Consider the following 23,492-nt stretch of genomic DNA (forward strand, 5'->3'; position numbering starts at 1 on the left):
GCCCTGGCGCGGCGGCCATCATGCAAGCTTGCCCATCCGGTTTTCCGTGCGCAGGCGGAAGGACTCGGAAAACTCGTAGGAGGACACAGGGCGGCTGAACAGGTAGCCCTGCCCTTCCTGGCAGCCGCAATCCTTCAGGTAGTCGCGCTGCATTTCGGTCTCCACGCCTTCCGCCACGGTTTCAAGATCGAAGCTCCGGGCCATGTCCAGAATGGCGCGGACCACCGCGGTATCCCGCTCTGACTCGGGCGTGCTCTGGACGAAGGAACGGTCGATTTTCAAACGCGTCACCGGGTACTTCTTGAGGAGGCTGAGCGACGCATAACCGGTGCCAAAGTCGTCAAAGGCGATACCGACGCCCATGCCCTTGATTTTCTCCAGCACGCCCAGCACCAGATCGTCGTCATCGAGAACGATGTTCTCGGTCACTTCCAGCTCCAGGGCATGCGGGGGCAAGCCATGCCTCTGCAAGGTGGCAGCCACCTCCGCCGCCATGTCGTTCACCCGGAACTGGGCGCCAAACAGGTTTACGCCGATGCGGAAATCGGTGGCGCCGCAGCGGCGCCAATGCGCTGCCTGCGCACAGGCTTCGTCGAGCACCCAGAAGCCCACCACCGATGCCAGGGGCCCGTTTTCCAGCGCGGGCAGGAATGCAGCGGGCGAGAGCAACCCGCGTTGTGGGTGCTGCCAGCGAATCAGGGCCTCCGCACCGCGCAGGGAGCCATCGCTCAGCCTGATCTGGGGCTGATAGAACAGCACGAACTCGCCCTCGCTGACGGCGCGGTGCAGTTCGATGCTGTACAGCCTCCGGGCCGTCGCCTCCATGCGCAGAGTCGCGGCATACGCGAAGACCTGCCCTCGCCCATAGCTCTTGGCCTTGAACAGGGCGAGGTCCGCGTTGCTGAAAAGCTCCAGTGCTTCCTGCGCATCGCCCGGCGCCGCGGCCAGTCCGCAGCTCGCGGTGATGCGGATTTCGTGCACGTTCACGCTGATGGGCTCGGCAAGGCTGTCGACGATGCTCCGGGCCGCCGCCATCGATTCCCGATGGCTGGTGCAGCCGGGGATGAGAACCGCGAATTCATCGCCGCCGGTGCGCGCCACGGTGGCCAGCGAAGGCACGCACTCGACCAGGCGCTGGGCCGCTTCGCGCAAGACACCGTCGCCCACGCCATGTCCCAGGGTGTCGTTCACGTCCTTGAAGCCGTCGATGTCGACAAGCAGCAGGCATGCCCCGGCGGATCCCGCCAGTGCTTCTTCCATGCGCCGGTACAAGCTCGCGCGATTGGCCAATCCCGTGAGGAGGTCGGTCGTGGACAGCCGCCGGAGCTCCGCGGACTGCCCTGGGTGGCTCGACAGGTCCTGCAGATGGGCGTGGAAGGTCAGCTTGCCTTTGTCGCGCCAGCAAAAAAGCGCCACGCCCAGCGGGAATTCCAAGCCGTCCTTGCGCACCCCGGCCAGGCCGTCGGGAACCACCAGCCCGTCCGCCGTGCCGGCGGCGGCGGCCTGCGCAATGAGGCCTCCCACCGCGGCGCGGTGGCGCTCCGCCAGGAAATCCACGACCAGGCGGCCCGGACCGTCCGCCGGAACATGGCCGAAGATGGACGCGGCGGCCTTGTTCCATGCCATGACACGCAAGCTCTCATCGAACCAGACCACCGCCGTGGGCGAGGTTCGCGCATCGTCCTCGAAGGGCCGCCGGGCGCGTTCGGTGGAGTGTTCCAGCCTGCGCAATTCCAGACGGTCGCAGGCCATCTGCGCGAGATCCGCGAGCCGCGCACGGTCGTCGTCCGAGAAGTCGAAATCGGGAACACTGTCGATCACGCACAGCGCGCCCAGCGCCAGCCCGCCAGGGGAGTACAGCGGCACTCCCGCATAGAACCGCACGCCGGCGAATCCGGTGACCAGCGGGTTGTCATAGAAACGCGCATCCCGGCTCGCGTCCGGCACCACCATGACCTCATTCCTGGCGATGGCGTGCGCACAGAACGATACGTCCCGCCGCATGTCCACGCGCTGGCCTTCGAACCCTGTGCTGGCCGCGAAGAACACATGGTCGTCGCCAATGAGGTTCACGGCCGCAACGGGCATGCCGAAGATCCTGGCCGCGATCTGGACGACCGAATCAAGGCTTGGCAAAGGGCGATCACCATCAAGTCCGTAGTCGGAAAGCGCCTGAAGGCGGGCTGCTTCCGACTCGAGAATGGGGGGACACTTCAATGCAACATCCTCCAAAAAGACGCCGCCCGCCGCTACGCGCAACGGTGCTTGCCAGTGGCTTGCCGGCGGGAACGGCACCTCAATATCGTCAAATCTCCACCTGGCCGCAAGTTTTTTTGGCACCCCGGGTCCTGCGGGCCAAGGGTTGCGAGCACCGCGCAGGGATGGGGCTTTCGCCGCGGCCTGCGGGCGGGCCTAGGACACGAACCGCTTGAGCGCCTCTTCAAACGCGGGCACGTCCGCCCCCACATGCGTGGTGTTGTACTCGGCCTTGTGCATCACCAGGCCCGGCAGGCTCTGCGAGGCCATCTGATTGAAGAGGGGGATGCTGACCAGCGGGTGATTGCCGCCGCTCGCACCCGCCAGGAACAGCGTTGTGGGCAGGGGTTTGCCGTCGATCTGCTTTTCAAACGCCAGCACGCCGGCGGGGCTGGTGTGCTCGCCCACGCTGCATTCGGTCGAAAGGTAGTGTGAAAAGCTGGGCGCCACGCCTGCGCGGGCCTCCAGTATGAGTGCCGCCACCACAAAGTAGCCCCCATGGGACAAGCCTGAGAGGGCCCTGCGCCTGGGGTCGGCGCGGTACTGGCGCTCCACGGCGGGCACCAGTTCCTTCACGATGAAGTCGAGGTACTTGGCCGCACCGGGCATGAGGAAGTCGATGCCCCGCCATGCAGTGCCCCCAATGCCCACCAGGATGGCCTGCGTACCCAGCCGCTGCATCACCGCCTTGAACGTGTCAAAGCGCGAGATATTGGGCCCTCCGTACTGCGCATCGCCCTCGGTCGCATAGATGACGGGCAGCGTGGTTGTGCCCGTGGCATAGGCCTGCGGCAAAAAGACCTGGATGGGGTACGTGCTGCCATTGAAAGCCGACTTCATGGTCGAGTTGATCACCTGTCCCACCTCTGGCGGCGCCTCGCCGTCGCCCGAGCCTCCACCGCATGCCGCCAACGTGGCCGCGACCGCAATGAGCGCCGCGCGGCGCGTCTGCTGGAATTCTGTGTGCACGTTCTGTCTCCTCCTGTCGGGGCATTGTGACATCCGGGTTCGCGGCGCGCAGGGGCTCTACCGGAGGCGGAATGATTGTTCTCAATACTGGAACAGTTAGTTCGCGACCAGGTGGTTTTTCTTTGGATACCCCAGGCGTACAGTTCAACCCATCGATGAGCCGAACCCGCAAGGCGACTCACCGAACCCGGTTCAGAAATGGTTTTTGTCCCGGCTTTTTTGAGACGCTTTTTTAACTTCAAGGATTTTCATCATGAACACGACCGCACGTTTCCTCTCCATCGCCGCTGTGGCTGCTTTCGCTTCTTTCGGTGCCCAGGCCGATGAAGCCGATGCTTCGCAGTTCGCCACCAAGTTCGAGACGAACCGCACGCGCGCCGAAGTGGCCGCCGAAGCCGCCACCGTGGCACAGACCCGCTCCATCGAGCCCGCCGGTTCGCGTGTGGTGACCTACAAGTCCACTGCCGACCGCGCCGCCGTGCGTGCCCAGGCTGCTGAAGCCGTGCGCACCGGCCAGATCCCTTCGGGCGAATTCAGCGCCATGTAATGGGCAGACCAACTGCTTGAGTTGGATTGAAGCAGTTGCGGGACTTCCCATGGTGGCGGCACTTTGCATTTGCGGGTGCTGCTGCCATGGGGAGTGTTAACTGAACCGCAGGGGCGGGCAGGCAGATCGGGCTCCCTTTGGGAGCCCTTTTTGTTGGCACCAGGAGAAAGCGCGAGATGACGAAGGCCACGCGTTTTTCCCGGCATGGGGGAGACCCTGGAGATCCAGCGCTGGGGCGGCGGCCTTGCAAGCCACCACCGCCGGCTTAAACTGCCTGCCTCGCACAGCCGCCATCCGTTGCCGTCAATCCCATGCAGCAAACGCCCGACCTTCCCCAGCGCCTGCGAATTTCCTCTCGCGACTACACGGGGCGCGACAAGGCCGAGGCGCTGCGCGAGCTGTTTGGCCGCGCGCTGATGCGCGTGGACCTGTGGCCCTGCGAAGGTGCCGCCCCGCTGGACTTCACCGTCACCCTGATGCCCCTCGGGGCAGGGGCCGCCTATGCGCACAGCGCGCACACGCCTGCGCATTTCGAACACAAGCCCGCGCACCTGGGGGCCGGGGCGGACGACCTCTTGCTCACCACCACCCAGGACGGCTGCGCCATCCGCACCACAGGCGGCGACCTGGAGATACCGGCGGGTGGCTTCGTCCTGCACTCGAAGGCCCGCGCGCACGAGTTCATCCATCTCTGGGGCGGGCAGACCGCCAGCCTCCAGCTGCCCCGGGCCGCCCTGGCGCAGCAGGTGGCGCGGCTCGAAGAAGCACCGCTGCGGCTGCTGCGTTCCGACATGCCCGAGCCCGCCCTGGCCATGGGTTATGCGCAACTGCTGGCCGGCAGCCCCGCGCTCTCCGAACCGCTGCTGCAATCGGCCCGCTCGCACTTGCAGGAGCTGATGGCCAGCATGCTCACGCCTGCAGGGCAAGGCACGCAGCCTCCCGGGAGCGACGCGTTGGACGTGCCGCGCCTGGCGCTCATCCAGCGCGACATCCTGGCGCGCATCGCCCAGCCCGAACTGAGCCTGGCGCAGATCGCCCGCCTGCACCACCTCACGCCACGCCAGGTGCAGCGCCTGTTCGCGCGCGAGGGCACCTGCTTTTCGGACTTCGTGCGCGGCGCCCGGCTGGAGCGCGTGCGCGCCGCGCTGGCCGACCCCGGCCAGCGCCACCGCCGCGTGCTGCAGATCGTGCTGGACAACGGCTTCGACGACTTCTCCGCCTTCAGCCGGGCCTTCCGGCGGCGCTTCGGCATGACGCCCACCGACGTGCGCGCAACGGCCTGACACGGCGTGCGCCACGGGCGCGCACATGTCGTTTTGAACAAGGCGATTGTCGTTGCCGGCAACGACGCGGCGCGGCGCATTCCCAAGAATCGCCGGCATGACCGCTTTCATACCTGCCCGGCTCCTCGCCACCCTCGCCCTGCTCGCCGCCACCAGCGCGCAGGCCGCCATTCCTCCATCGCAGCGCCAGTACCTGATGGACTTCTACTTCGCCACCAATGGCCCCAATTGGCTCAACAACAGTGGCTGGGGCGGTGTGCCGGGCACCGAGTGCAACTGGGCGGGCATCGCCTGCGACGCGGGCGAGACCACGGTCACCGGCATGACATTCGTCTCCAACGCCATGTCCAGCACCCCACCCGGCACGCCGCTGCCTGACTGGGCGGCGCTGCCGGACCTCACGTCCATCAGCCTCACCGGCGGCGGCCTGACCGGCCCCGTGCCGCCCATCGCGGGGCTGACCCAGCTGGCGTTCTTCAACGTGGGAAACAACCAGTTCACGGGCCCGCTGCCCGACCCCTCGGGCCTGCAGCACCTCACGCGCTACATCACCGCGATGAATGCCTTCACCGGCCCGCTGCCACCGCTCACCGGCCTGCCCGCCCTGGAATGGGTTCTCGTGCGCGACAACCAGCTCACCGGCGCCATCCCGCCGCTCGCCGGCATGCCTGCGCTGCAAATCCTGTCGGTGCAGAAGAACCAGCTCACCGGGCCCATCCCCGCACTGCCTCCCGGCCTGCAGGTCCTGGTGGTGGACCAGAACCAGCTCACCGGCCCCCTGCCCACGGCGCCCAGCTCGCTGCTCACGGGCCAGTCCATCCTGTGCCCCAATCCACTCCCCCCGTCGGCCAGCACCGACTGGGACGCCGCCACCGGAGAGACACCCTGGCACGCGCAGTGCAACGGCGCGCCCCCGGGGCCGGCCACCCCCGTGCCCACGCTGGGCCAATGGGCGCTGGCGCTGCTGTCGCTGGCCGCCGCCACGCTGGGCCTGCGGGCATTGCGGCGCAGGCAGGTTTGAGGCTTTTTGGCCTCCAGCACTTTCCACACAAGCGCAAGCAGCTATAAAAATTGAAGCACCACCGCTGGCGCCGCGGGCCATCACACCCGCCCGCCATCCAGCCCGAGGAACCTCCATGCGCCATCTCCGCAACCACCGCAGCAGGCTCGCCACCGCCTTCCTGGCCTGCGCCATCGGCCTCCCGGGCGCCGCCCAGGCCGCGCCCTTCGCCACGACCTACACCGGGACCATCTCGACCACCGACTTCCCCGAGATCATCAGCGGCCAGAGCTACAGCGTCACCTTCGTGTTCGACAACGGGGGCAACTCCGCCTCCAACCAGGCATGGACCGGGGCGCACCTGAGGTGCACCTTCTGGCGCATGAACGACGCGCGCAACGTGGGCTTCGTGCAGGACCTTGCCATCTCCGCGCCCACGCTGGCCTTGGGCAGCGCCACCACCGATGGCGCCGGCGTGCTGACCGGCATGTTCACCGAGATCAATGGCGACCCGGCGGGCGCATCGTTCAGCAGCACGGGCATCACACACACCGTGCCGGCGCACTGGTTCGCCAACGGCATCAACAACGTGTTCTCCGATGCCGCCCAGAACCGCAGCGTGCACGACGCTTCGGGGGGCGTGCAGACGCAGCAGCTTTCACGCTGGAGCCCGCCACAGCCCTTCAACAGCCCCTGTACGCCGGCCCTTCTGGCGCCCAGCGCCACGCCGGTGCCCGCGCTGGGCAGCACGGGGTGGGTGCTGCTGTCCGCGTTGCTGGCGGGCCTGGGAGTGCTGCGCCGCCGCAGGGCATGAGGCGCGGCAGAAGGCACCGCATGCCGGGTCTTAGTGGGGAGAGCCCCCGAAGCACCCTGGCGACAGGCGCCCGGGCCCTCACCGGGCCAGGTAGAAATCCATGGGGATGAGCTCGATGGCCCATCCGCCCTCTTCGCCCAGCGTGGCCGCCGGGTGCATGGAGGCGATGCGCAGCGCCTCCTCACGGCTGTCCGCCTCGATGATGAAGAGGCCGCCGACCACTTCCTTCGACTCCGTGTACGGCCCGTCACTGACGTGCGTCTTGCCGCCGAGCGGGCGAAGCGTTGCCCAGTTGTCCAGGTCGCCAAGCGACGCGGACACCAGGACCTTGCCGGTAGCGCGCATCTTCTCGTCCAGCGGGGGGCACTGGCGCACCAGCGCCTGGACGTCGTCCGGCGCCATCGCGGCGAATTTTTCGGGGGTGAAGTAGGCGAGGCCGAGGTATTTCATACGGAGGTGCTTTGAGGGTGGTGATGCACTGACGACGAAGCTGACGGTCGCAAATCGACCATGTGCAGAAAAAAAGTGCGGGATCCCATAATGCCCCCTTCCCGACTTGCATTCCCCCTCACCCCATGAATTCGCGGCCATCCTCCCCAGCCCTCACGGCCGCATCCCGGCAGCGGTTGTGGCAGGAGCTGGACATGCTCTGCGGCCTGGGCCTCGGCCTCGCGCCCGTGGCCCCCGAGGTGTGCGCCGTGCTGCGCATGCTGGTGGGTGCCGATGCGGCGGCCCTGTTCTGGATGGACGGGCAGGGCCTGCCGGAAGGCTTCCACCACGAGGATTCCCCTGCATCGGCGCAAGACCTGTTCCTCAACGAGTTCCAGCAACTGTTCGTGGGCCCCCACGAAACCAATGTGCTCGCCCTCGCCCGGCCCGATGGTCCGCGCGTCGGCAGGCTGATGGCGCCGGATGCCCGCTATTTCCGCTCCAACTCCTACAACCTCCTCGTGCGCGCCAGCGGCCACCACCACACGCTGGACCTGCGGGTGGAAGCGCAAGGCCGCACCCGTGCCATTGCCGCGCTGTTCCGCGCCCCAGGCAAGGGCTTCGGCGACGCAGAGGCCGCGCTGCTGGAGCGCGCATCGGCCAGCCTCGCGCGGGCCTTCCCGCACACGCCCCCTGCCCGCCCCTGGGACACCGGCCTGAACAGCCCGGTGGGCCATGTGCTGTTCGACGCGGCCAACCAGCAGCCGCAGCTCGCCGACACCACCGCCATCCAGTTGCTGCGGCAAGCCAATCTTCTCGGGCTGGGCGTGCACGGCACGGCGGCAACGGCGGTACTGCACGATCTCCCCCGGCGCCTGGGCAAGCCCCCGCAGGGCGCCGAGCGCATTCCCATGCCGGGTGGCTGGCTGGCGGCCGACGCCCATACCCTGCACCCCATGGCGGGCGGGGCACAACAACTCTTGGTCACCCTGCAGCTGCTGCGCCCGCGCGGCATCGGCGTGGTGCGCCGCGTGTTCGAACTGCCGCTGAGCCCGCTGCAGCGCGAAATTGCCCTGCTGGCCGGCCTGGGCCATGCACGCACGGACTGCACCGAGCGCACGGGCGTGGGCAGCGCCGCGCTGAAGAAGCACTTGCGCACCATTTTTGCAGCCACCGGCACCAGCGGCTGGGACGACCTGGGCCACACCCTGCGCACCTGACTCCACGCCCCCCGGGGCGGCACATGTCCCGCTTCGCCGTTCAGGGCGCTGTGGTCCGCGCCCCCGCTGCCACCGCCCCATCGGCGGCCTGCCCCGGCGCCAGCAGCATGAGCCGCGCCCCCAGCGCCACCAGGTCCTGCTGGCGCTGGGTGCGGGTCTTGAGCAGAAGGGTGCTCATCTGCGTGCGCACGGTGCGGATGCGCACGCCGCGCGCGTCGGCAAAGTCTTGCGGGGTCTGGCCGCGCATCAGCGCCAGCAGCAGGGCGCCCTCGGCCGGGCTCAGCCGGTAGGCCTGGCACACCAGGGCAGCGGCGGCCGCCGCGTCCAGCGTGCGCTCCATCAGCACCCAGGCCACGCCGGGGGCCGCGTGGTTCAGGCCCAGCGCCGCCAGATCGCCCACGGCCAGCGAGACCAGCAGCAGCCCGCCCGGCAACTCGGCGCAGCCGCTTTCACCATGCAGTGACTGCGTGAACAGCGCGCCCAGCGCAGCGTCCGCCTGCCGCACATTGGCAATGCCCGTGAGCAGCTTGCGCAGGCTGCCGTGCCCGGGGCTCGCGGCAAGGTGCCGCGCGCGGGCGTTGGCGTGCAGCAGGCGCCCGCCCGTGCCGAAGAACAGCATGCCCATGGGCAGGCGCTCCATCAGTGCCTCCAGCCCCTGCGTGCGCGTGCGCAGGGACAACATCTCGCGGTGCAGGAAGGCGGCGTGCTGCAAGGCGCCGAACTCCGCATGGAAGCGCCGCGCCTGCTCTGCCGTGAAGCCCTCGTCGTCGCGCAGGCGATAGACCGACGCGAACAGGTGGCCCCCCGGGTGCCGCGCATTCCACCCGCCGCCGAACATGCGCGTGCCGATGTCGTGCGGGCGCAGGAAGTCGTTGTAGAACGCCGTCTGCCGAAAGCGCCGTGCCGCAGGGGCGGGCGCATCCGTCACCACCGAGATGCCGCCCGGACCGGCCTGGGCGTAGCCCGCCATGGCGGCATCCCACAGCGGGTCCTGCTCGCGGTACAGCGCGGCGTAGCGCAGCGTGGCCTCGGCCGTCACGCCCCGGCCCACCAGCGCGGGCGCGCCCTCGGCCGAGGGGGTGTGCAGCCAGTAGCCCGGGTCCGGGTGTTCAGCAAAGCGCGGACCCCATTGCGCCAGTTGCTCCGGCCCGCTGGCCAGCACGAACCAGCCTATCTGGTCCGCGCCCAGGCTGGTGGCATAGCCGTGCAGCGCCTCGCCCCAGCGCGCCTCGTCGGCCACGGTGCCCAGCAGTTCGGTCAATGCGTGATGCAAGCGTGTTTCCTTTTTTCTCATCGCCGGGCCGCCCCAGGCTCAAAAGCCGCTCACTGGGGGCTGCGCCCCACGCGCGGCGGGAAAGCGTGGGGCCACGCCTATCCCGGCGGCGCCGATTGTGCGGGGCCGCCGCGGCGCGCGCCATTCCCCCTCGGGATACCCCACGCCACTTGCGCGACGATTTGCCAACAAATGCACGCGCATCGGTCAGGTGACCGATAGGCAGAAAGCACGGGCGTTCCAAGAATCGCGGGCTTCTGCTTGCTCTCAGGAGACCCCCCAATGACCACCCCCGCATGGGCCGACACGGCCCGTCGCGTTCTGCACGCCACCGCGCTGTGCCTGGGCGTTGCCAGCACCGCGCATGCCGCGGGCTGGCAGGCTGCCGGCAGCTTCACCGGCGCGCGCTACCAGCACACCGCCACACAATTGGCCGATGGCCGCGTGCTCCTCGCCGGGGGGCGCGGCGGCGGCGTGCTGGCCAGCACGCAGCTTTACGACACCGCCACGGGCCGCTGGACCAGCGGCCCCGCCCTGCCCGGCCCGCGCGCGGGCCACACGGCCACGCCGCTCCTGGACGGCACGGTGCTGATCGCGGGCGGAGAGGGCGGCACCGGCGCATCGGTGCGCGAGGCCGCCACCTTCGACCCGCAGGCCGGCGCCGTCAGCGCCACCGCCGGCACCATGGCGCTGCGCCGTCGCCAGCACACCGCCACGCTGCTGCCCGACGGCCGCGTGCTCGTGGCCGGTGGCCGGGGCACCGCCGGGCAAGACGGCCTGCAGTCCGCCGAAATCTACGACCCCGCCACCCGCACCTGGGACAGCACCGGCTCCATGCCCGGCATGGGCGCGCGCCAGCACACGGCCACGCTGCTCGCCGACGGCCGCGTGCTCGTGGCGGGCGGCATCGACAACGGCGACAGCGTCACCAACACCGCCGCACTCTGGAGCCCCGCCACCGGCACCTGGACCGCCGCCGCGCCGCTGCCGGCGCGCCGCGTGAACCACACGGCCACCCTGCTGCCCGACGGCCGCGTGTTCGTGGCCGGCGGCAACGACGGCGGCGGTGCGCTGGGCGACACCCTGCTGTACGACCCCTCCGCCAACACCTGGACGGCCAGCGGCGCCCTGCAGGTTGCGCGCACCCAGCACAGCGCCGCGCTGCTGCCCGACGGGCGCGTGCTGCTGGCGGGCGGCGCGGACGACGCCGGTGGCACGCCCATGGCGGCGGTGGAAATCTTCAGCCCCGCTGCGGGCCTGAGCAGCGTCTATGCCCCCATGGCGCAGGCACGCGGCCAGCACAGCGCGCTGCTGCTGCACACCGGCGAGGTTCTGGTGGCGGGCGGCGAGGGCGCGGGGGGCGGCGCGTTGGCGAACGTCGAACTATTGCAGCTCAACACCCTGGCCGCGCGCCACACCGCAAGCTTGGCCGCGGCGCGCCAGCTCCACACCGCCTCACGGGTGTCGAGCAATGGCGAGGTGCTGATCGCAGGCGGCACCGTGGGCAACAGCAGCACGGTCAGCAATACCGCGCTGCGCTACAGCCCCAGCACCGCGCAGTGGAGCAGTACCACGGCCATGCACGATGCCCGTGTCGAACACACGCAAACCCTGCTGCCCAATGACCGCTTTGTGCTCGTGGCGGGCGGCTACAACGGCTCCGTCGCCCTGGACAGCGCCGAAATTTACGACGCCAACACGGCGAGCTGGACGCGCACCTCGCCCCTGCTGCGCCCCCGCGCCGCCCACGCCGCCACCGTACTACCCAGTGGCGACGTGCTCATCGCGGGCGGCACGGGCTACGGCGCCGCCAGCAGCGCAGAGGTCTATCGCGCTGCCACCCTCCAATGGCAGGCCACGGGAGACATGATCCAGCCCCGCGACCGGCATCACGCCGCTACACGGCTGCCCGATGGCCGCGTCCTGGTGACCGGGGGCCGCAACGCAGGTAGCATCCATAGCAGCGCCGAGTTGTACACCCCCGCCACCGGCACCTGGGCGCCCGCCTCCGCGATGACTCACATGCGCGCCGGGCACGCCGCCACGCTGCTGCCGGATGGGCGTGTGCTGGTGGCTGGCGGCAGTGGCAGTACCGCGGCCTCGGGCACCAGCGCTGAAATCTTCGATCCCGCCACCAACACCTGGCAGGCCACGGGCAACCTGCTGACGGGCCGTGTCTATCACCGCGCCGCTGCACTGCCCAATGGCCGCGTGCTCGTCACCGGCGGCTCGAGCACCACGGCCCCCTTCGGCCCCGTCGCCAGCGCCGAGCTGTACGACCCTGCCACCGGCACTTGGCAGGCCGTGGACGCCATGCCGCAGGCGCGCACCGACCACACCGCCACCTTGCTGGCCAACGGCGAAGTGCTCATCACCGGTGGCATCAACGCCGGCGGCCCCATCGCCACCGCCTTGCTTTACGGCAACCCCAGCGCCGTGGCGGATGCCCGTCGCCCCCGCATCACGTCCTACCCGGGCCGGATGTCCCGCAGTGACACGCCAGAGTTGTCGGGTCTGCGCATGGTAGGCGCCGTCGAAGCCAGCAGCGGCGGCACCGGCCAATCGGCCACGCAAGTGCCGCTGGTGCGCCTGCAAGGCGAAGACGGCGGCGCCGTGGTGTGGCTGCCCATCGCACGCATCCGCCCCAATGGCGGCAGCGAAACCGTCGTCGTCACCGGCCTTCTGCCAGCGAGCATGGCGCCCGGCCTGTACCGCGCCACGGTGTTCGTCAACGGTCTGGCGTCCGATTCGGTGCCCATCGAAGTGATGCCGGCAGGCGCGCCCAACGCCCCCACCGACGTCACCGCCACGCCCGGCAACGCGCAGGTCACCGTGCGCTGGCAGGCGCCCGTGGGCGGCACCGCGCCCACGTCGTACACCGTCACCGCCCAGCCCGGCGGCGCCAGTTGCACCGTGCAGCACCCCGCCACCACCTGCACCGTGACGGGCCTCACCAACGGCGTCACCTACACCTTCACCGTCACGGCCAACAACACGGGCGGCAGCGCATCGGCCCCGCCCACGGGCGGCGTGGCGCCCGCGCCCGGGCCGGTGGTCGATCCGGGCGGCGCGCAGGCCATTCCCACCTTGAGCGAATGGGGCGTGCTGCTGCTCGCCGCGCTGATGCTGCTGGCCGGCCTGCGCGCACGCCGATTTGTTGTTGTTTAACTATCAAAAAGAGAGCTGCCAGCGCTTTCCAGAAAAGCGCTGGCGGCCAGGAACACCATGAAAAACCTTACCTCCCACCCCTGGATCCCACGCGCCCTGGCCGCCTCGCTGCTGCTGGCCGGCACCCAGGCCTTCGCGCTGGAATGCGCCCCCGGCCAATGGCTGGCGGAGTACTTTCCCAACACCAAGCTGGCGGGCGCTGCCGTGCTGGAGCGCTGCGAGAGCGGCCCCATCGACTACTACTGGATGACCGACAGCCCGGCCCCCAGGCTGCCGGTGGACAGCTTCTCCGCGCGCTGGACCGCAAGCCTGCCGTTCGCCGCGGGCGCCGCCAGGTTCACGACATACACCGACGACGGCGTGCGCGTGTTCGTGGATGGCAAGCGCATCATCAACAACTGGACCGTGCACGGCATCACGATGGACACGGCGTCCGTGCGCCTGTCCGAGGGGCGCCACACCGTGCGCATGGAGTACTTCGAGGCGGGCGGCGAAGGACTCGCGCAGCTCTTCATCGACGGCACGGCGCCGAACACGCCACCGCCCCAGCCTCCACGCATCCAGGCTTTCACGGCCCAGCCCGACGTGATCGAGGCGGGCAACAGCAGCATCCTCTCGTGGAGCACGGAGAACGCCACGGCCTGTACCGCCACGGGGGGCTGGAGCGGAGAACAGGCAGGCACCGGCGGCACCAGCGTGCGGCCCACCGTCACCACCACCTACGGACTGAGCTGCCGCAACGCGGCTGGCGCCACCACGGCCGCATCGGCCACGGTGACCGTGCGCAAAGCACAGCAGCCCCCCACCATCGGCAGTTTCACTGCCACGCCCGCACGCATCATGGCGGGCCAGAGCACCCAGCTGGCCTGGCAGGCCCACAACGCGACCACCTGCACGGCTTCGGGCGGCTGGAGCGGGCCGCGCGCGGCCGAGGGCAACGAACTGGTGCGCCCCGCAGCGAACGCTGCGTACACGCTGACCTGCACCAACACCGCGGGCCAAAGCGTGGCCGCCACCACCCAGGTGGCCGTGGAGGCCACCAATCCGCTGCCACCCGTGGGCGGCGTGACGGCCGCCAGGACCAGCCGCGGGGTGAACGTGGGATGGAACCCCACCGCCCAGAGCGGCAAATGGGTCAACGGCTACTACGCGGGCTGGTTCTGGGAAACCTACCCGCCCGAAGCCGTGGACATGGGCACCATGACGCACTTCGTCTTCGGCCGCTATGCGCCCGCGCTCGGTTCACTGCCCGGCGGCCGGGCGGGCGACCTGCTGGAGGGCGCCGGCTCGGGCCACCTGGCCAACGTGGAGGACGCGCTGATCGCCAAGGCCCACGCCGCGGGCGCCAAGGCGGTGATGATGGTGGGCGGAGACAGCGACGGGCCCGGTTTTGTTGCCGCCACCGCCAATGCCACGGTGCGCGCGCGCTTCATCAAGAACATCCTCGACAAGGCGGTGCAGAAAAACTACGACGGCGTGGACATCGACTGGGAAGAGAACCTCGACACGGTGGCTACCCGCGCCCAGGCCCTGGCGCTGCTGCGCGAGCTGCGCGCCGCCTCGGCGCTGCGTGCCCGCTACCAGGCGCCGAACGCGCCGCTGGAGCTGAGCTGGCCCGGCTTCTGGGTCAACAAGAACGACCCCGACATCACGCCCTGGCACGCGGAGGTGGCCGCCGCAGTCGATCGTTTCAATCTGATGACCTACAGCATGGCCGGCGACTGGGGCTGGCAGTCGTGGCACCACTCGCCGCTGTCCGGTGCGGGCGATCTGTACCCGACCTCGATTGAATCGACGGTGCAGGCCTATCTGGACATGGGCATCGCGCGCTCCAGGCTGGGCATCGGCATCGGCCTGTACGGTGCGTACTACAACCATCCCGTCACCGGTCCGCGCCAGAGCATGGACGGCATGCAAGGCTGGATGAACAACGGCGACTGGGAGAACAACTACCAGCGCCTGGTGAACGACAACGCCTTCAACCGCGCGGGCGCCACGTACCACTGGGACGACGTGGCCAAGCAAGGCTACATGACCTACTCGCCACCCTGGAACCGCGGCACGAACACGCCGGTCACCTACCTGAGCTTCGAAGACGAGCGCTCCATCGCCGAGAAGGGCAAATGGGTGCGCGAGCAGGGCCTGGGCGGAACACTGGTGTGGACCATCAACTATGGCTACCTGCCGCAATCGAACAGCAATCCGCAGATGCAGGCCGTCAAGCAGGCCTTCATCGCGGACAGCGCCACGCGCTACCGCGTCTACCGCGACGGCGTGGCGATTGCCACGGTGACCGGCTCGGGCTACACCGACGTCGCGCCGCCGCTCGGCAGCCACTACTACCAGGTCAGCGTGCTGGATGCCGCGGGCAACGAGGGGCCACTGTCCGCACCCGTGACGGTGCAGCTCCCCTGACGGCCGACAGCGAAGCGGGCGCACTCAGCGAGGGCAAGGGCGCCTGAGCGGCGCAAGGGGCCAGGGCTCGCCGTCCACGAAGCCAGCCCCGCCTTGGCCGGCGAAAGTGCGCTGGCGCACGCCGCACGCCGCACGCCGCACGCCGCATGCAAGATATGGGGATCGGGGCTGCGGCCCAGCCTCCGAACCTCAGGCTGCGTACGCCCGCAGCCTGAGGGCGCCCGCCATGGCCAGTGCGGCAGCAAGGAACATCACCATCCATTCGGACAAGGTTGGCACAGGGGCGGGAACACTGGCCGCCATCACGGTGAGCGTTCCCGATGCGGCGGCGCCAGGCGGGGCATTGCTGGACGTGACTGGCGACGTCGTGTTGACGTGCGCGCCGATGACTGTCCCCCGAACACTGACGGTAATCGTGCAGGACTGGCCTCCGGCAAGCACGTTCGATCTGCTGGAAAAGGTCTCCGCGCCGGGGTTGATGGAGAACATGCCTCCCCCCGTCGCGAGCGTGCTGCATGTGCCGCCCGTTTGGGTGATGAGATCGATCCCCGCCGGCATGGTGTCACTGAATTGAACGTTGTTGAGCGCCACGGCAACGTTTGGATTCGTCACCGTGATCGTCGCGATGGAATTGCCGTTGGGCGCGACCACTGACGGGTTGAAGCTCTTGGCGATGACCGGTGCGACTTGCGCCGATGCGGTTGCTGCAAAGAGCGCACTGAAAAGCAAAGCCGTGACGGCAAGACGCGGCGACTGGTGGTTCATTGCACTCTTTCTGGGTTGTGTGGGTGATTATTGACCGCCGCGGCGCAGCAGCGCGCCGACACACGCGGTGGGAGCAGCTCCATGCGACCCGCGCCTGGCCCGGACACCGTCATGCTGCGCCGCCCTTGTTCACCTCCCACCCACAACAAGGCCCCCAGGCCGTGCCCAAAAGCAATATTCATATCGGTGATGTGAAACATCACGCGTGTTCCATTGACTGATATAGCTTGGCGGCGAATGATCCGTCCCCAGGCGCTGTAATGCAGCCCGCATCGGAACCACCGACCAGCACAACAAAGGAGACGCCCATGCATGAATGCCCCGTCACCGTCTTTCCCCGGCAGATCCGCTGGGAGACGGACGGTACCAGCCGCATCCCGTTCCAGGCCTACACCGACGAAGACCTGTACCGCAAAGAACTCGACCGGCTGTTCTACAACGGCCACTGGTGCTACGTGGGCCTGGAAGCCGAGATCCCCAACGCGGGCGATTTCAAGCGCACCGTCATCGGCGAACGCTCCGTGCTGCTGGTGCGTGACAAGGATGCTTCGATCCATGTGGTGGAAAACGTCTGCGCGCACCGCGGCATGGCGTTCTGCCGCGAGCGGCACGGCAACCGCGACAGCCTGACCTGCCCCTACCACCAGTGGAACTACACCTTGTCGGGCGACCTGCAGGGCGTGCCGTTCCGGCGCGGCGTCAAGCAGGATGGCAAGGTCAATGGCGGCATGCCGGCGGACTTCAATCCTGCCGAGCATGGCCTGACCAAGCTCAAGGTCGCCACGCGCGGTGGCGTCGTGTTCGCGTCATTCGACCATGGCGTGGAGCCGCTGGAGGACTTCCTGGGGCCCGCGATCCTGGGCTACTTCGACCGTCTGTTCGACGGCCGCAAGCTCACGATCCTGGGCTACAACCGCCAGCGGATTCCAGGCAACTGGAAGCTGATGCAGGAGAACATCAAGGACCCCTACCACCCAGGCCTGCTGCACACCTGGTTCGTCACCTTCGGTCTCTGGCGCGCCGACAACAAGTCCCAGCTGCTGATGGACGCGCAGCATCGCCATGCGGCCATGGTGTCCACCCGCGGCGCGGCCGGCAAGGCGGCCGACGTGACCCAGGTGTCCAGCTTCAAGGCGGGCATGGAACTGAACGACCCGCGCTTTCTCGACATCGTGCACGAAGACTGGTGGGGTGCACCGACGGCCGTGATGATGACCGTGTTTCCGAGCGTCATCTTCCAGCAGCAGGTCAACAGCGTGTCCACACGCCACATCCAGCCGGACGGCAAGGGCGCCTTCGATTTCGTCTGGACGCATTTCGGCTTCGAAGACGACAGCGAAGAGATGACGCAGCGTCGCCTGCGCCAGGCCAACCTCTTCGGCCCGGCGGGCTTCGTGTCGGCCGACGATGGCGAAGTCATCGAGTGGTCGCAGGAAGGCTTCGAGACCAAGCCCGCGCACCGCACGCTGGCCGAACTCGGTGGCCGGGAGGTCGGCGACACGGACCACATGGTCACGGAGACGCTGATCCGCGGCATGTACGAATACTGGCGCAAGGTGATGGAGGCGTGACCATGGAGTTCCAGACCTACTACGAACTGACGCAACTCTATGCCCGTTACGCAAGTGCACTCGACGCCGCCGATTGGGATGCCTGGCCGGAGTTCTTCATCGACGACTGCAGCTACAAGCTGCAGCCGCGCGAGAACCACGAACGCGGTTTTCCACTCGCCACGCTGGCTTTCGACAGCAAGGGCATGCTGAAGGACCGCGTCTATGGCATCCGCGAGACGCTGTTCCACGACCCCTACTACCAGCGCCACGTGGTGAGTGCGCCGCTCGTCCACCAGGTCGGTGCCGATGGCCGCATCCACAGCGAGGCCAACTACGCGGTGCTGCGCACGCGCCTGTCCAAGGAGTCCACCGTTTTCAACGTGGGCCGTACGCTCGATGAGGTGGTGCGCACGCCCGAGGGCCTGAAGTTCGCTTCGCGCCTGGTCATCTACGACAGCGAGATGATCCCCAATTCGCTGATCTACCCCATCTGAGGAACTGCCATGACCACGAACTGGATTGACGCCGCCGCGCGGGACGACGTGCCGCAGGATGACGTGATGGGCCTGGCCGTTGCAGGACGGGACATCGCGCTGTATGGCGTGGACGGCGAAGTCTTCGCCACCGACAACGTCTGCACCCACGGCCATGCACGGCTGTGCGACGGCTTCCTGGACGGGCACGAGATCGAATGCCCGCTGCACCAGGGCAAGTTCGATGTGCGCTCCGGCCAGCCCACTTGCGCGCCGGTGACCGAGCCCCTGCGCAGCTACCCCGTCAAGATCGAGGGCGGCCGCGTCTGGCTGGCCTTCGACTGAGCGCCACCGCCCTCACAAGGAAAGCCCATGACTGCCAAGCGACCAGAGGTTGCGGCCGCCGCATTGCCGGATGAAGGCGCGGCCGCCCGCCCGATCCATACCATCGTGATCGTCGGCACCGGCCAGGCCGGTGGCTGGGCCGCGCAGACGCTGCGCAGCGAAGGCTTCACAGGCCGCATCGTGCTGATCGGTGACGAGGTCCACCCGCCGCACGAGCGGCCACCGCTGTCCAAGGCGGTGTTGTCTGGCGCCGCACAGCCCGAGACGACGCGCCTGATGAAGCCCGAGGCCTTCGACGCCCTGGGTGCGCAATGGCGGCCCGGGGTGCAGGCGCGCCGCATTGACCGCGCCGCCAGGCAGGTGCTGCTGTCCGATGGCGAAGCGGTGCCCTACGACAAGCTCATCCTGTGCACCGGAGGGCGGGCCCGCCGACTCGCGGTGCCCGGGGCCGACCAGGTGCCGCTGCACACGCTGCGCACCATCGAAGATGCGATGGCGCTGGCGCCCGCGCTTATGCCCGGCCGTCGCGTGGTGGTGGTGGGCGGCGGCTGGATCGGTCTGGAGGTGGCGGCCACGGCACGCCAGCGGGGCGCTGACGTCGTGGTCGTCGAGACGCAGGGCCGCCTGTGCGAACGCACCGTACCGGCCGCGATATCGGAGTACCTGCTGGCGCTGCATCACTCTCAGGGAACCCGCGTTGTGCTGGGCGCTGGAGTCCTAGGCTTTGCGCGCGCGGCGGATGGCCGCTCGGAAGTGCTGCTCGCTGATGGCAGCGTGCTCGCGGCCGACACCATCGTGCTGGGCATCGGCCTGGTGCCCAACGACGAACTGGCGCGCGAGGCGGGCCTGGCCTGCGAAGGCGGCGTGCTGGTCGATGCCCGGTGCCGCACGTCCGACCCCGACATCCTGGCCGCTGGCGACGTGGCCGTGGCTCTCAACCCCTGGGCCGGGCGCAGGCTGCGGCTCGAGTCGTGGCAGAACGCGCAGGACCAGGGCATCGCTGCCGCGCGCTCGGCCCTGGGCCACGCGGTGGACTACCAGCCGCTGCCCTGGTTCTGGTCCGACCAGTACGGCATGAATCTGCAGATCTACGGCGTGCCAACGCCCGCGCACCGTGTGGTGCAGCGCGGCGACCAGGCCAGCGGCGGCTTCGTGCTGTTCTACCTGGCCGGCGACGTGGTCCAGGCCGCCATCGGCCCCAATGCGGCGCGCGACCTGCGCTTCGCGCGCCGGCTGATCGAGCAGCGCAGGCCGGTCAATGTTGAGCGCCTGGCGGACCTGGGCACGCCGATGTCCAAGCTGTGAACCAGGCGCCCGTTGCTTACTGCCCAAGGCCTGAACCCACCCCACCACCACTTTCAAAAAAGGGAAACCCCGATGACCTCCACCACCTATCTCTGGACTCCACCGCCGGTCTATGCGCTGCCGGTGCGTGGCCGAAGCGAGCGCCTGCCCATCCAGCGGCTGTTTTTTGTCGGCCGCAACTACCACGCGCATGCGGTCGAGATGGGGCGCCCGGTCGACAAGTCGGTCGAGGTGCCTTTCTACTTCACCAAGGCACCGTCCACACTGGTCGAGTCCGGTGCCACCGTGGCCTACCCGCCGGGCACCCAGGACTACCACCACGAAATGGAACTGGTGGTGGCCATCGGCGCGCCCGGCTTTCGCGTGCCCGAGGCCGAGGCTCCGCGCCTCATCTACGGCTATGCCTGCGGCCTGGACATGACGCGCCGCGACCTACAGCTGGTGGCGCGCGAGAAAGGCCGGCCCTGGGACCTGGGCAAGGACGTGGAGCAGTCCTCCGTGGTCTCGGAGATCGTGCCGATGCAGCAGGCCGTCCTGAGCCAGGGCGAGCTGGCGATGTCGGTCAACGGGAAGGTACGCCAGAAGTCCGACCTGTCCAAGCTGATCTGGAACATCCCCGAGCTGATCGCCGACCTGTCCAGGTTCTACCACCTGCTGCCCGGCGACCTGATCTTCACCGGCACGCCCGAAGGCGTGGGCCCGGTGCAGCCAGGTGACCGCATCGACGGCCAGATCGACGGCGTGGGCAGCATCGTGCTCCACGTCGGCCCTGCGGAGTGACACAACGATGAATCAAGGAGACAAACCCACCATGACCACCGACCTGACGCCTTCCCCCGTGCGGCTGCATGCCGTGGCGGGGCGGGGCCAGCCCGACCCCACGCCCGCGCTGGAGGAGCTCTACCGAGGCTTCGAGCAGGAACTGCTGGTGCCGCTCTGGACCGAGATCGGCGACCTGATGCCCCGGCAACCCCAATCCAAGGCCGTGCCACACCTGTGGCGCTGGGACCGGCTGAAGGCACTGGCCGCGCAGGCCGGCGAGATCGTGCCCGTGGGCCGCGGTGGCGAGCGCCGCGCGATCGCGCTGGCCAACCCGGCGCTGGGCGGCCGTCCGTTCGCCACGCCCACGCTGTGGGCCGCCATCCAGTACCTGATGCCGGGTGAAGATGCTCCCGAGCACCGGCACACGCAGCACGCCTTCCGCTTCGTGGTGGAGGGCGAGGGCGTCTGGACGGTGGTCAATGGCGATGCGGTGCGCATGTCGCGCGGCGACTTCCTGCCGCAGGCAGGGTGGAACTGGCACGCCCACCACAACGCCGCCACCGAGCCCATGGCCTGGATCGATGGCCTGGACATTCCGTTCTCGTACTACACCGAGAGCCAGTTCTTCGAGGTCGGGCGCGAGCGGATTTCGCCCGCCGAGCGCACCACGGCGGAGCGTTCGTACTCCGAAAGGCTCTGGGGCCACCCCGGCTTGCGCCCCGTCTCGATGCCGGGAGCGCAGCCCGCCACCCCGCTCCTGGCCTACCGCTGGGTGGACACCCACCGCGCGCTGGCCGATCAGCTCGCCCTGGAGGCCGAAGGCCAGGCCGGCACGCTGAGCCCGGGGCATGCGGCGGTGCGCTTTACCAACCCTGCCACCGGCGGCGACGTGCTGCCGACGATGCGCACCGAGATGCACCGCGTGCGCGCGGGCGGCGCGACGCGCGTCCATCGCGAGGTGGGCTCGTCCGTGTTCCAGGTGTTCGACGGCAGTGGCTCCGTGACCGTGGGAGAGCGCACCTGGCACATGGCGCGTGGCGACTTGTTCGTGGTGCCGTCGTGGCAGCCGTTCTCGGCCCAGGCATCCGCCTCGGGTGCGCTCGACCTTTTCCGTTTCAGCGACGCGCCGATTTTCGAGGCGCTGCACGCCCACCGCGCCCAGACCACCGGTTGAGCCGGAGGCCTCCGGCCCGCATGCCGCGCTTGCCCACCCCACCGATCAGCCACGAAACAACAGGCCGATTCCGGCCCAATGACAAGGAGACATAGCCATGACCACAGCCATCCGTACTTCCATTTCCCGCACGGCCGCTGCGCTTTGCGCCTGGGCCCTGCTGACCGCTGCGGGCTTGCCCGGCGCAGCGGCGCAGACATACCCCGCCAAGCCCGTGCGGTCCGTCGCGCCGTATTCCCCGGGCAGCGGCCCGGACGCGGTGATGCGCATCCTCAGCGAGAGGTTGTCGCGCCACTGGGGCCAGCAACTGGTCATCGACAACAAGCCGGGCGCCAACGGTTTCATCGCCATTAGCGACGCCAAACGCGCAGCGCCTGACGGCTACACCGTGCTGCAGGTGGACAACACGCACATGGCCTTGCAGCCGCATGTGTTCAAGCAACTGCCCTACGACCCGCTGAAGGACTTCGAGCCGGTGGCACCGGTGTACTTCACCAACTTCTTCGTGGTGGTGGCGGCCAATTCGCCGTGGAAAGACGTGGGAGACCTGATCAAGGCAGCCAAGGCGGCACCCGGCGAGATCACCTATGGATCATGGGGCATCGGCAGCGTGGCCCACGTGGGTGCGGCGATGCTCGAAGCCGCGACCGATACGAAGATGATGCACGTGCCCTACAAGGACATGGGGAACGTCTACACCTCCGTCGCCACCGGTGACATCAAGTGGGCGTTCGGCACGGCGGCGACGGCCGGACCGATGTACCAGGCCAAGAAGGTGAAGTTCCTGGCGCTCGCCGCACCCAAGCGTCTGGCGGGCTTCACCGATATCCCGACCGTCGGCGAGGCGGGCGGGCCGGCGGGGTTCGAGGTGAAGACCTGGGTGGGTTTGTTCGCTCCTGTCGGCACACCGAAGGCGGCGATCGAGAAGATCAATGCCGATGTGGGCAAGGTGCTCGCGACCGCCGAGGTCAGGGAACGCCTGGCGACGTTCGGATTCGAGCCCTACATTGGCCCGCCGAGCGAGCTGATCCGCGCCATCGAACGCGATTCGCGCACGTTCGGTGATGTCGTCAAGCGCGCCAAGATCGCTCTGGACTGACCATGAAGCTCTACACCTTCTTCCGCAGTGGAACGTCCCACCGCCTGCGCATCGCGCTGAACCTGAAAGGCCTTTCGTACGAGCAGGTCGCGGTCGATCTGCGGCGCGAGGAGCATCTGGCGCAGGCCTTCAAGGCGATCAATCCACAGCAGTTCGTGCCGGTCCTGGAGACGGACGACCGCCTGATGACCCAGTCGCCGGCGATCATCGAATGGCTCGAAGAGCGCCATCCGAGTCCGCCGCTGCTCCCCACCGATGCCGCAGAGCGTGCCCAGGTGCGCGCACTCGCGGCCATCGTGGGCTGCGATATCCACCCGGTCAACAACCGGCGCATCCTGGAAGCCTTGCGCCACCGTTTTGGCGCGGACGAGGCAGCCGTGAACGACTGGTGCGGCACCTGGATCGGCGCGGGCTTCGACGCCATCGAAACACTGCTCGCGAGCGACCGGCGGCGTGGCGACTTCTGCTTTGGCAAGCACCCTACGCTGGCCGATGTCTACCTGGTGCCGCAGGTGGAGAGCGCGCGCCGCTTCAAGGTCGACCTGGCGCGCTGGCCGCGGGTGCAGGCGGTGGACCTGGCCTGCGGGCAACTGGACGCATTCCGGCAAGCCGCGCCCAGTGCGCAGCCCGATGCGGGCTGAA

The 23,492-nt window shown here is 68.7% G+C and carries 20 protein-coding genes; 15 read left to right on the plus strand and 5 right to left on the minus strand.

Annotation, left to right across the window (positions count from 1 at the left end):
• Positions 1–18: 18 nt before the first annotated feature.
• Positions 19–2,136: a bifunctional diguanylate cyclase/phosphodiesterase gene (locus KW843_RS16115; protein WP_255594771.1), complete on the minus strand. Its 2,118-nt coding sequence runs from the start codon at positions 2,134–2,136 to the stop codon at positions 19–21.
• 276 nt (positions 2,137–2,412) lie between these two features.
• The gene (locus KW843_RS16120) at positions 2,413–3,225 is read right to left on the minus strand and encodes an alpha/beta hydrolase-fold protein (RefSeq protein WP_218296160.1); all 813 of its coding nucleotides are present in this window, start codon (positions 3,223–3,225) and stop codon (positions 2,413–2,415) included.
• Between the two features lie 253 nt (positions 3,226–3,478).
• Between KW843_RS16120 and KW843_RS16125 the strand changes: the two genes are divergently transcribed.
• From KW843_RS16125 to KW843_RS16140, 4 genes are all read left to right on the plus strand, one after another.
• Positions 3,479–3,772 (plus strand): DUF4148 domain-containing protein, encoded by a 294-nt coding sequence (locus KW843_RS16125; protein ID WP_218296161.1) that lies wholly within the window; start codon positions 3,479–3,481, stop codon positions 3,770–3,772.
• Between the two features lie 311 nt (positions 3,773–4,083).
• Positions 4,084–5,055 carry an AraC family transcriptional regulator gene (locus KW843_RS16130; protein ID WP_218296162.1) on the plus strand — a complete coding sequence of 324 codons (972 nt, stop codon included), beginning with the start codon at positions 4,084–4,086 and terminating at the stop codon, positions 5,053–5,055.
• A gap of 97 nt (positions 5,056–5,152) precedes the next feature.
• Positions 5,153–6,076, plus strand: a complete 924-nt coding sequence (locus KW843_RS16135) for a leucine-rich repeat domain-containing protein (RefSeq protein WP_218296163.1) — start codon at positions 5,153–5,155, stop codon at positions 6,074–6,076.
• 115 nt (positions 6,077–6,191) lie between these two features.
• On the plus strand, positions 6,192–6,869 hold the full coding sequence (locus tag KW843_RS16140; RefSeq protein ID WP_218296164.1) for a hypothetical protein: 678 nt from the start codon (positions 6,192–6,194) through the stop codon (positions 6,867–6,869).
• Between the two features lie 78 nt (positions 6,870–6,947).
• Here the strand turns inward: KW843_RS16140 and KW843_RS16145 are convergent, their stop codons facing one another.
• On the minus strand, positions 6,948–7,319 hold the full coding sequence (locus KW843_RS16145; protein ID WP_218296165.1) for a YciI family protein: 372 nt from the start codon (positions 7,317–7,319) through the stop codon (positions 6,948–6,950).
• 125 nt (positions 7,320–7,444) lie between these two features.
• Between KW843_RS16145 and KW843_RS16150 the strand changes: the two genes are divergently transcribed.
• Positions 7,445–8,518, plus strand: coding sequence for a hypothetical protein (locus tag KW843_RS16150; RefSeq protein WP_218296166.1), 1,074 nt, complete (start codon positions 7,445–7,447; stop codon positions 8,516–8,518).
• A 40-nt stretch (positions 8,519–8,558) separates the two neighbouring features.
• Here KW843_RS16150 and KW843_RS16155 read toward each other — a convergent pair whose 3' ends face one another.
• Positions 8,559–9,791 (minus strand): helix-turn-helix transcriptional regulator, encoded by a 1,233-nt coding sequence (locus KW843_RS16155; protein ID WP_255594772.1) that lies wholly within the window; start codon positions 9,789–9,791, stop codon positions 8,559–8,561.
• 282 nt (positions 9,792–10,073) lie between these two features.
• On the opposite strand from KW843_RS16155, the gene KW843_RS16160 reads away from it, so the two are divergent.
• Together KW843_RS16160 and KW843_RS16165 are read left to right on the plus strand one after the other, a co-directional pair.
• Positions 10,074–12,959, plus strand: coding sequence for an IPTL-CTERM sorting domain-containing protein (locus KW843_RS16160; RefSeq protein ID WP_218296167.1), 2,886 nt, complete (start codon positions 10,074–10,076; stop codon positions 12,957–12,959).
• Between the two features lie 57 nt (positions 12,960–13,016).
• Positions 13,017–15,374 (plus strand): glycosyl hydrolase family 18 protein, encoded by a 2,358-nt coding sequence (locus KW843_RS16165; RefSeq protein WP_218296168.1) that lies wholly within the window; start codon positions 13,017–13,019, stop codon positions 15,372–15,374.
• A 189-nt stretch (positions 15,375–15,563) separates the two neighbouring features.
• On the opposite strand, the gene KW843_RS16170 is transcribed toward KW843_RS16165, so the two are convergent.
• Complete coding sequence (locus KW843_RS16170) at positions 15,564–16,139, minus strand: IPTL-CTERM sorting domain-containing protein (RefSeq protein ID WP_218296169.1); 576 nt, start codon at positions 16,137–16,139, stop codon at positions 15,564–15,566.
• Positions 16,140–16,447: 308 nt separating this feature from the next.
• On the opposite strand from KW843_RS16170, the gene KW843_RS16175 reads away from it, so the two are divergent.
• The 8 genes from KW843_RS16175 (at position 16,448) to maiA (ending at position 23,491) form a co-directional block, all read left to right on the plus strand.
• Positions 16,448–17,710, plus strand: coding sequence for an aromatic ring-hydroxylating dioxygenase subunit alpha (locus tag KW843_RS16175; RefSeq protein WP_218296170.1), 1,263 nt, complete (start codon positions 16,448–16,450; stop codon positions 17,708–17,710).
• A 2-nt stretch (positions 17,711–17,712) separates the two neighbouring features.
• Positions 17,713–18,186: an aromatic-ring-hydroxylating dioxygenase subunit beta gene (locus KW843_RS16180; protein WP_218296171.1), complete on the plus strand. Its 474-nt coding sequence runs from the start codon at positions 17,713–17,715 to the stop codon at positions 18,184–18,186.
• A 9-nt stretch (positions 18,187–18,195) separates the two neighbouring features.
• Positions 18,196–18,510: a non-heme iron oxygenase ferredoxin subunit gene (locus KW843_RS16185; RefSeq protein ID WP_218296172.1), complete on the plus strand. Its 315-nt coding sequence runs from the start codon at positions 18,196–18,198 to the stop codon at positions 18,508–18,510.
• A 27-nt stretch (positions 18,511–18,537) separates the two neighbouring features.
• Positions 18,538–19,815: an NAD(P)/FAD-dependent oxidoreductase gene (locus KW843_RS16190; RefSeq protein ID WP_218296173.1), complete on the plus strand. Its 1,278-nt coding sequence runs from the start codon at positions 18,538–18,540 to the stop codon at positions 19,813–19,815.
• Between the two features lie 72 nt (positions 19,816–19,887).
• Complete coding sequence (locus KW843_RS16195; protein ID WP_218296174.1) at positions 19,888–20,595, plus strand: fumarylacetoacetate hydrolase family protein; 708 nt, start codon at positions 19,888–19,890, stop codon at positions 20,593–20,595.
• Between the two features lie 31 nt (positions 20,596–20,626).
• Entirely contained in the window at positions 20,627–21,751 is a 1,125-nt protein-coding gene (locus tag KW843_RS16200) for a cupin domain-containing protein (RefSeq protein ID WP_218296175.1), read from the plus strand.
• A 97-nt stretch (positions 21,752–21,848) separates the two neighbouring features.
• Positions 21,849–22,850 carry a tripartite tricarboxylate transporter substrate binding protein gene (locus KW843_RS16205; RefSeq protein WP_218296176.1) on the plus strand — a complete coding sequence of 334 codons (1,002 nt, stop codon included), beginning with the start codon at positions 21,849–21,851 and terminating at the stop codon, positions 22,848–22,850.
• Positions 22,851–22,852: 2 nt separating this feature from the next.
• Entirely contained in the window at positions 22,853–23,491 is a 639-nt protein-coding gene (gene maiA / locus KW843_RS16210) for a maleylacetoacetate isomerase (protein WP_218296177.1), read from the plus strand.
• The last annotated feature ends 1 nt before the right edge of the window (position 23,492 follow it).

The organism is Acidovorax sp. sif1233 (assembly GCF_019218755.1).
Lineage (GTDB): Bacteria > Pseudomonadota > Gammaproteobacteria > Burkholderiales > Burkholderiaceae_C > Acidovorax.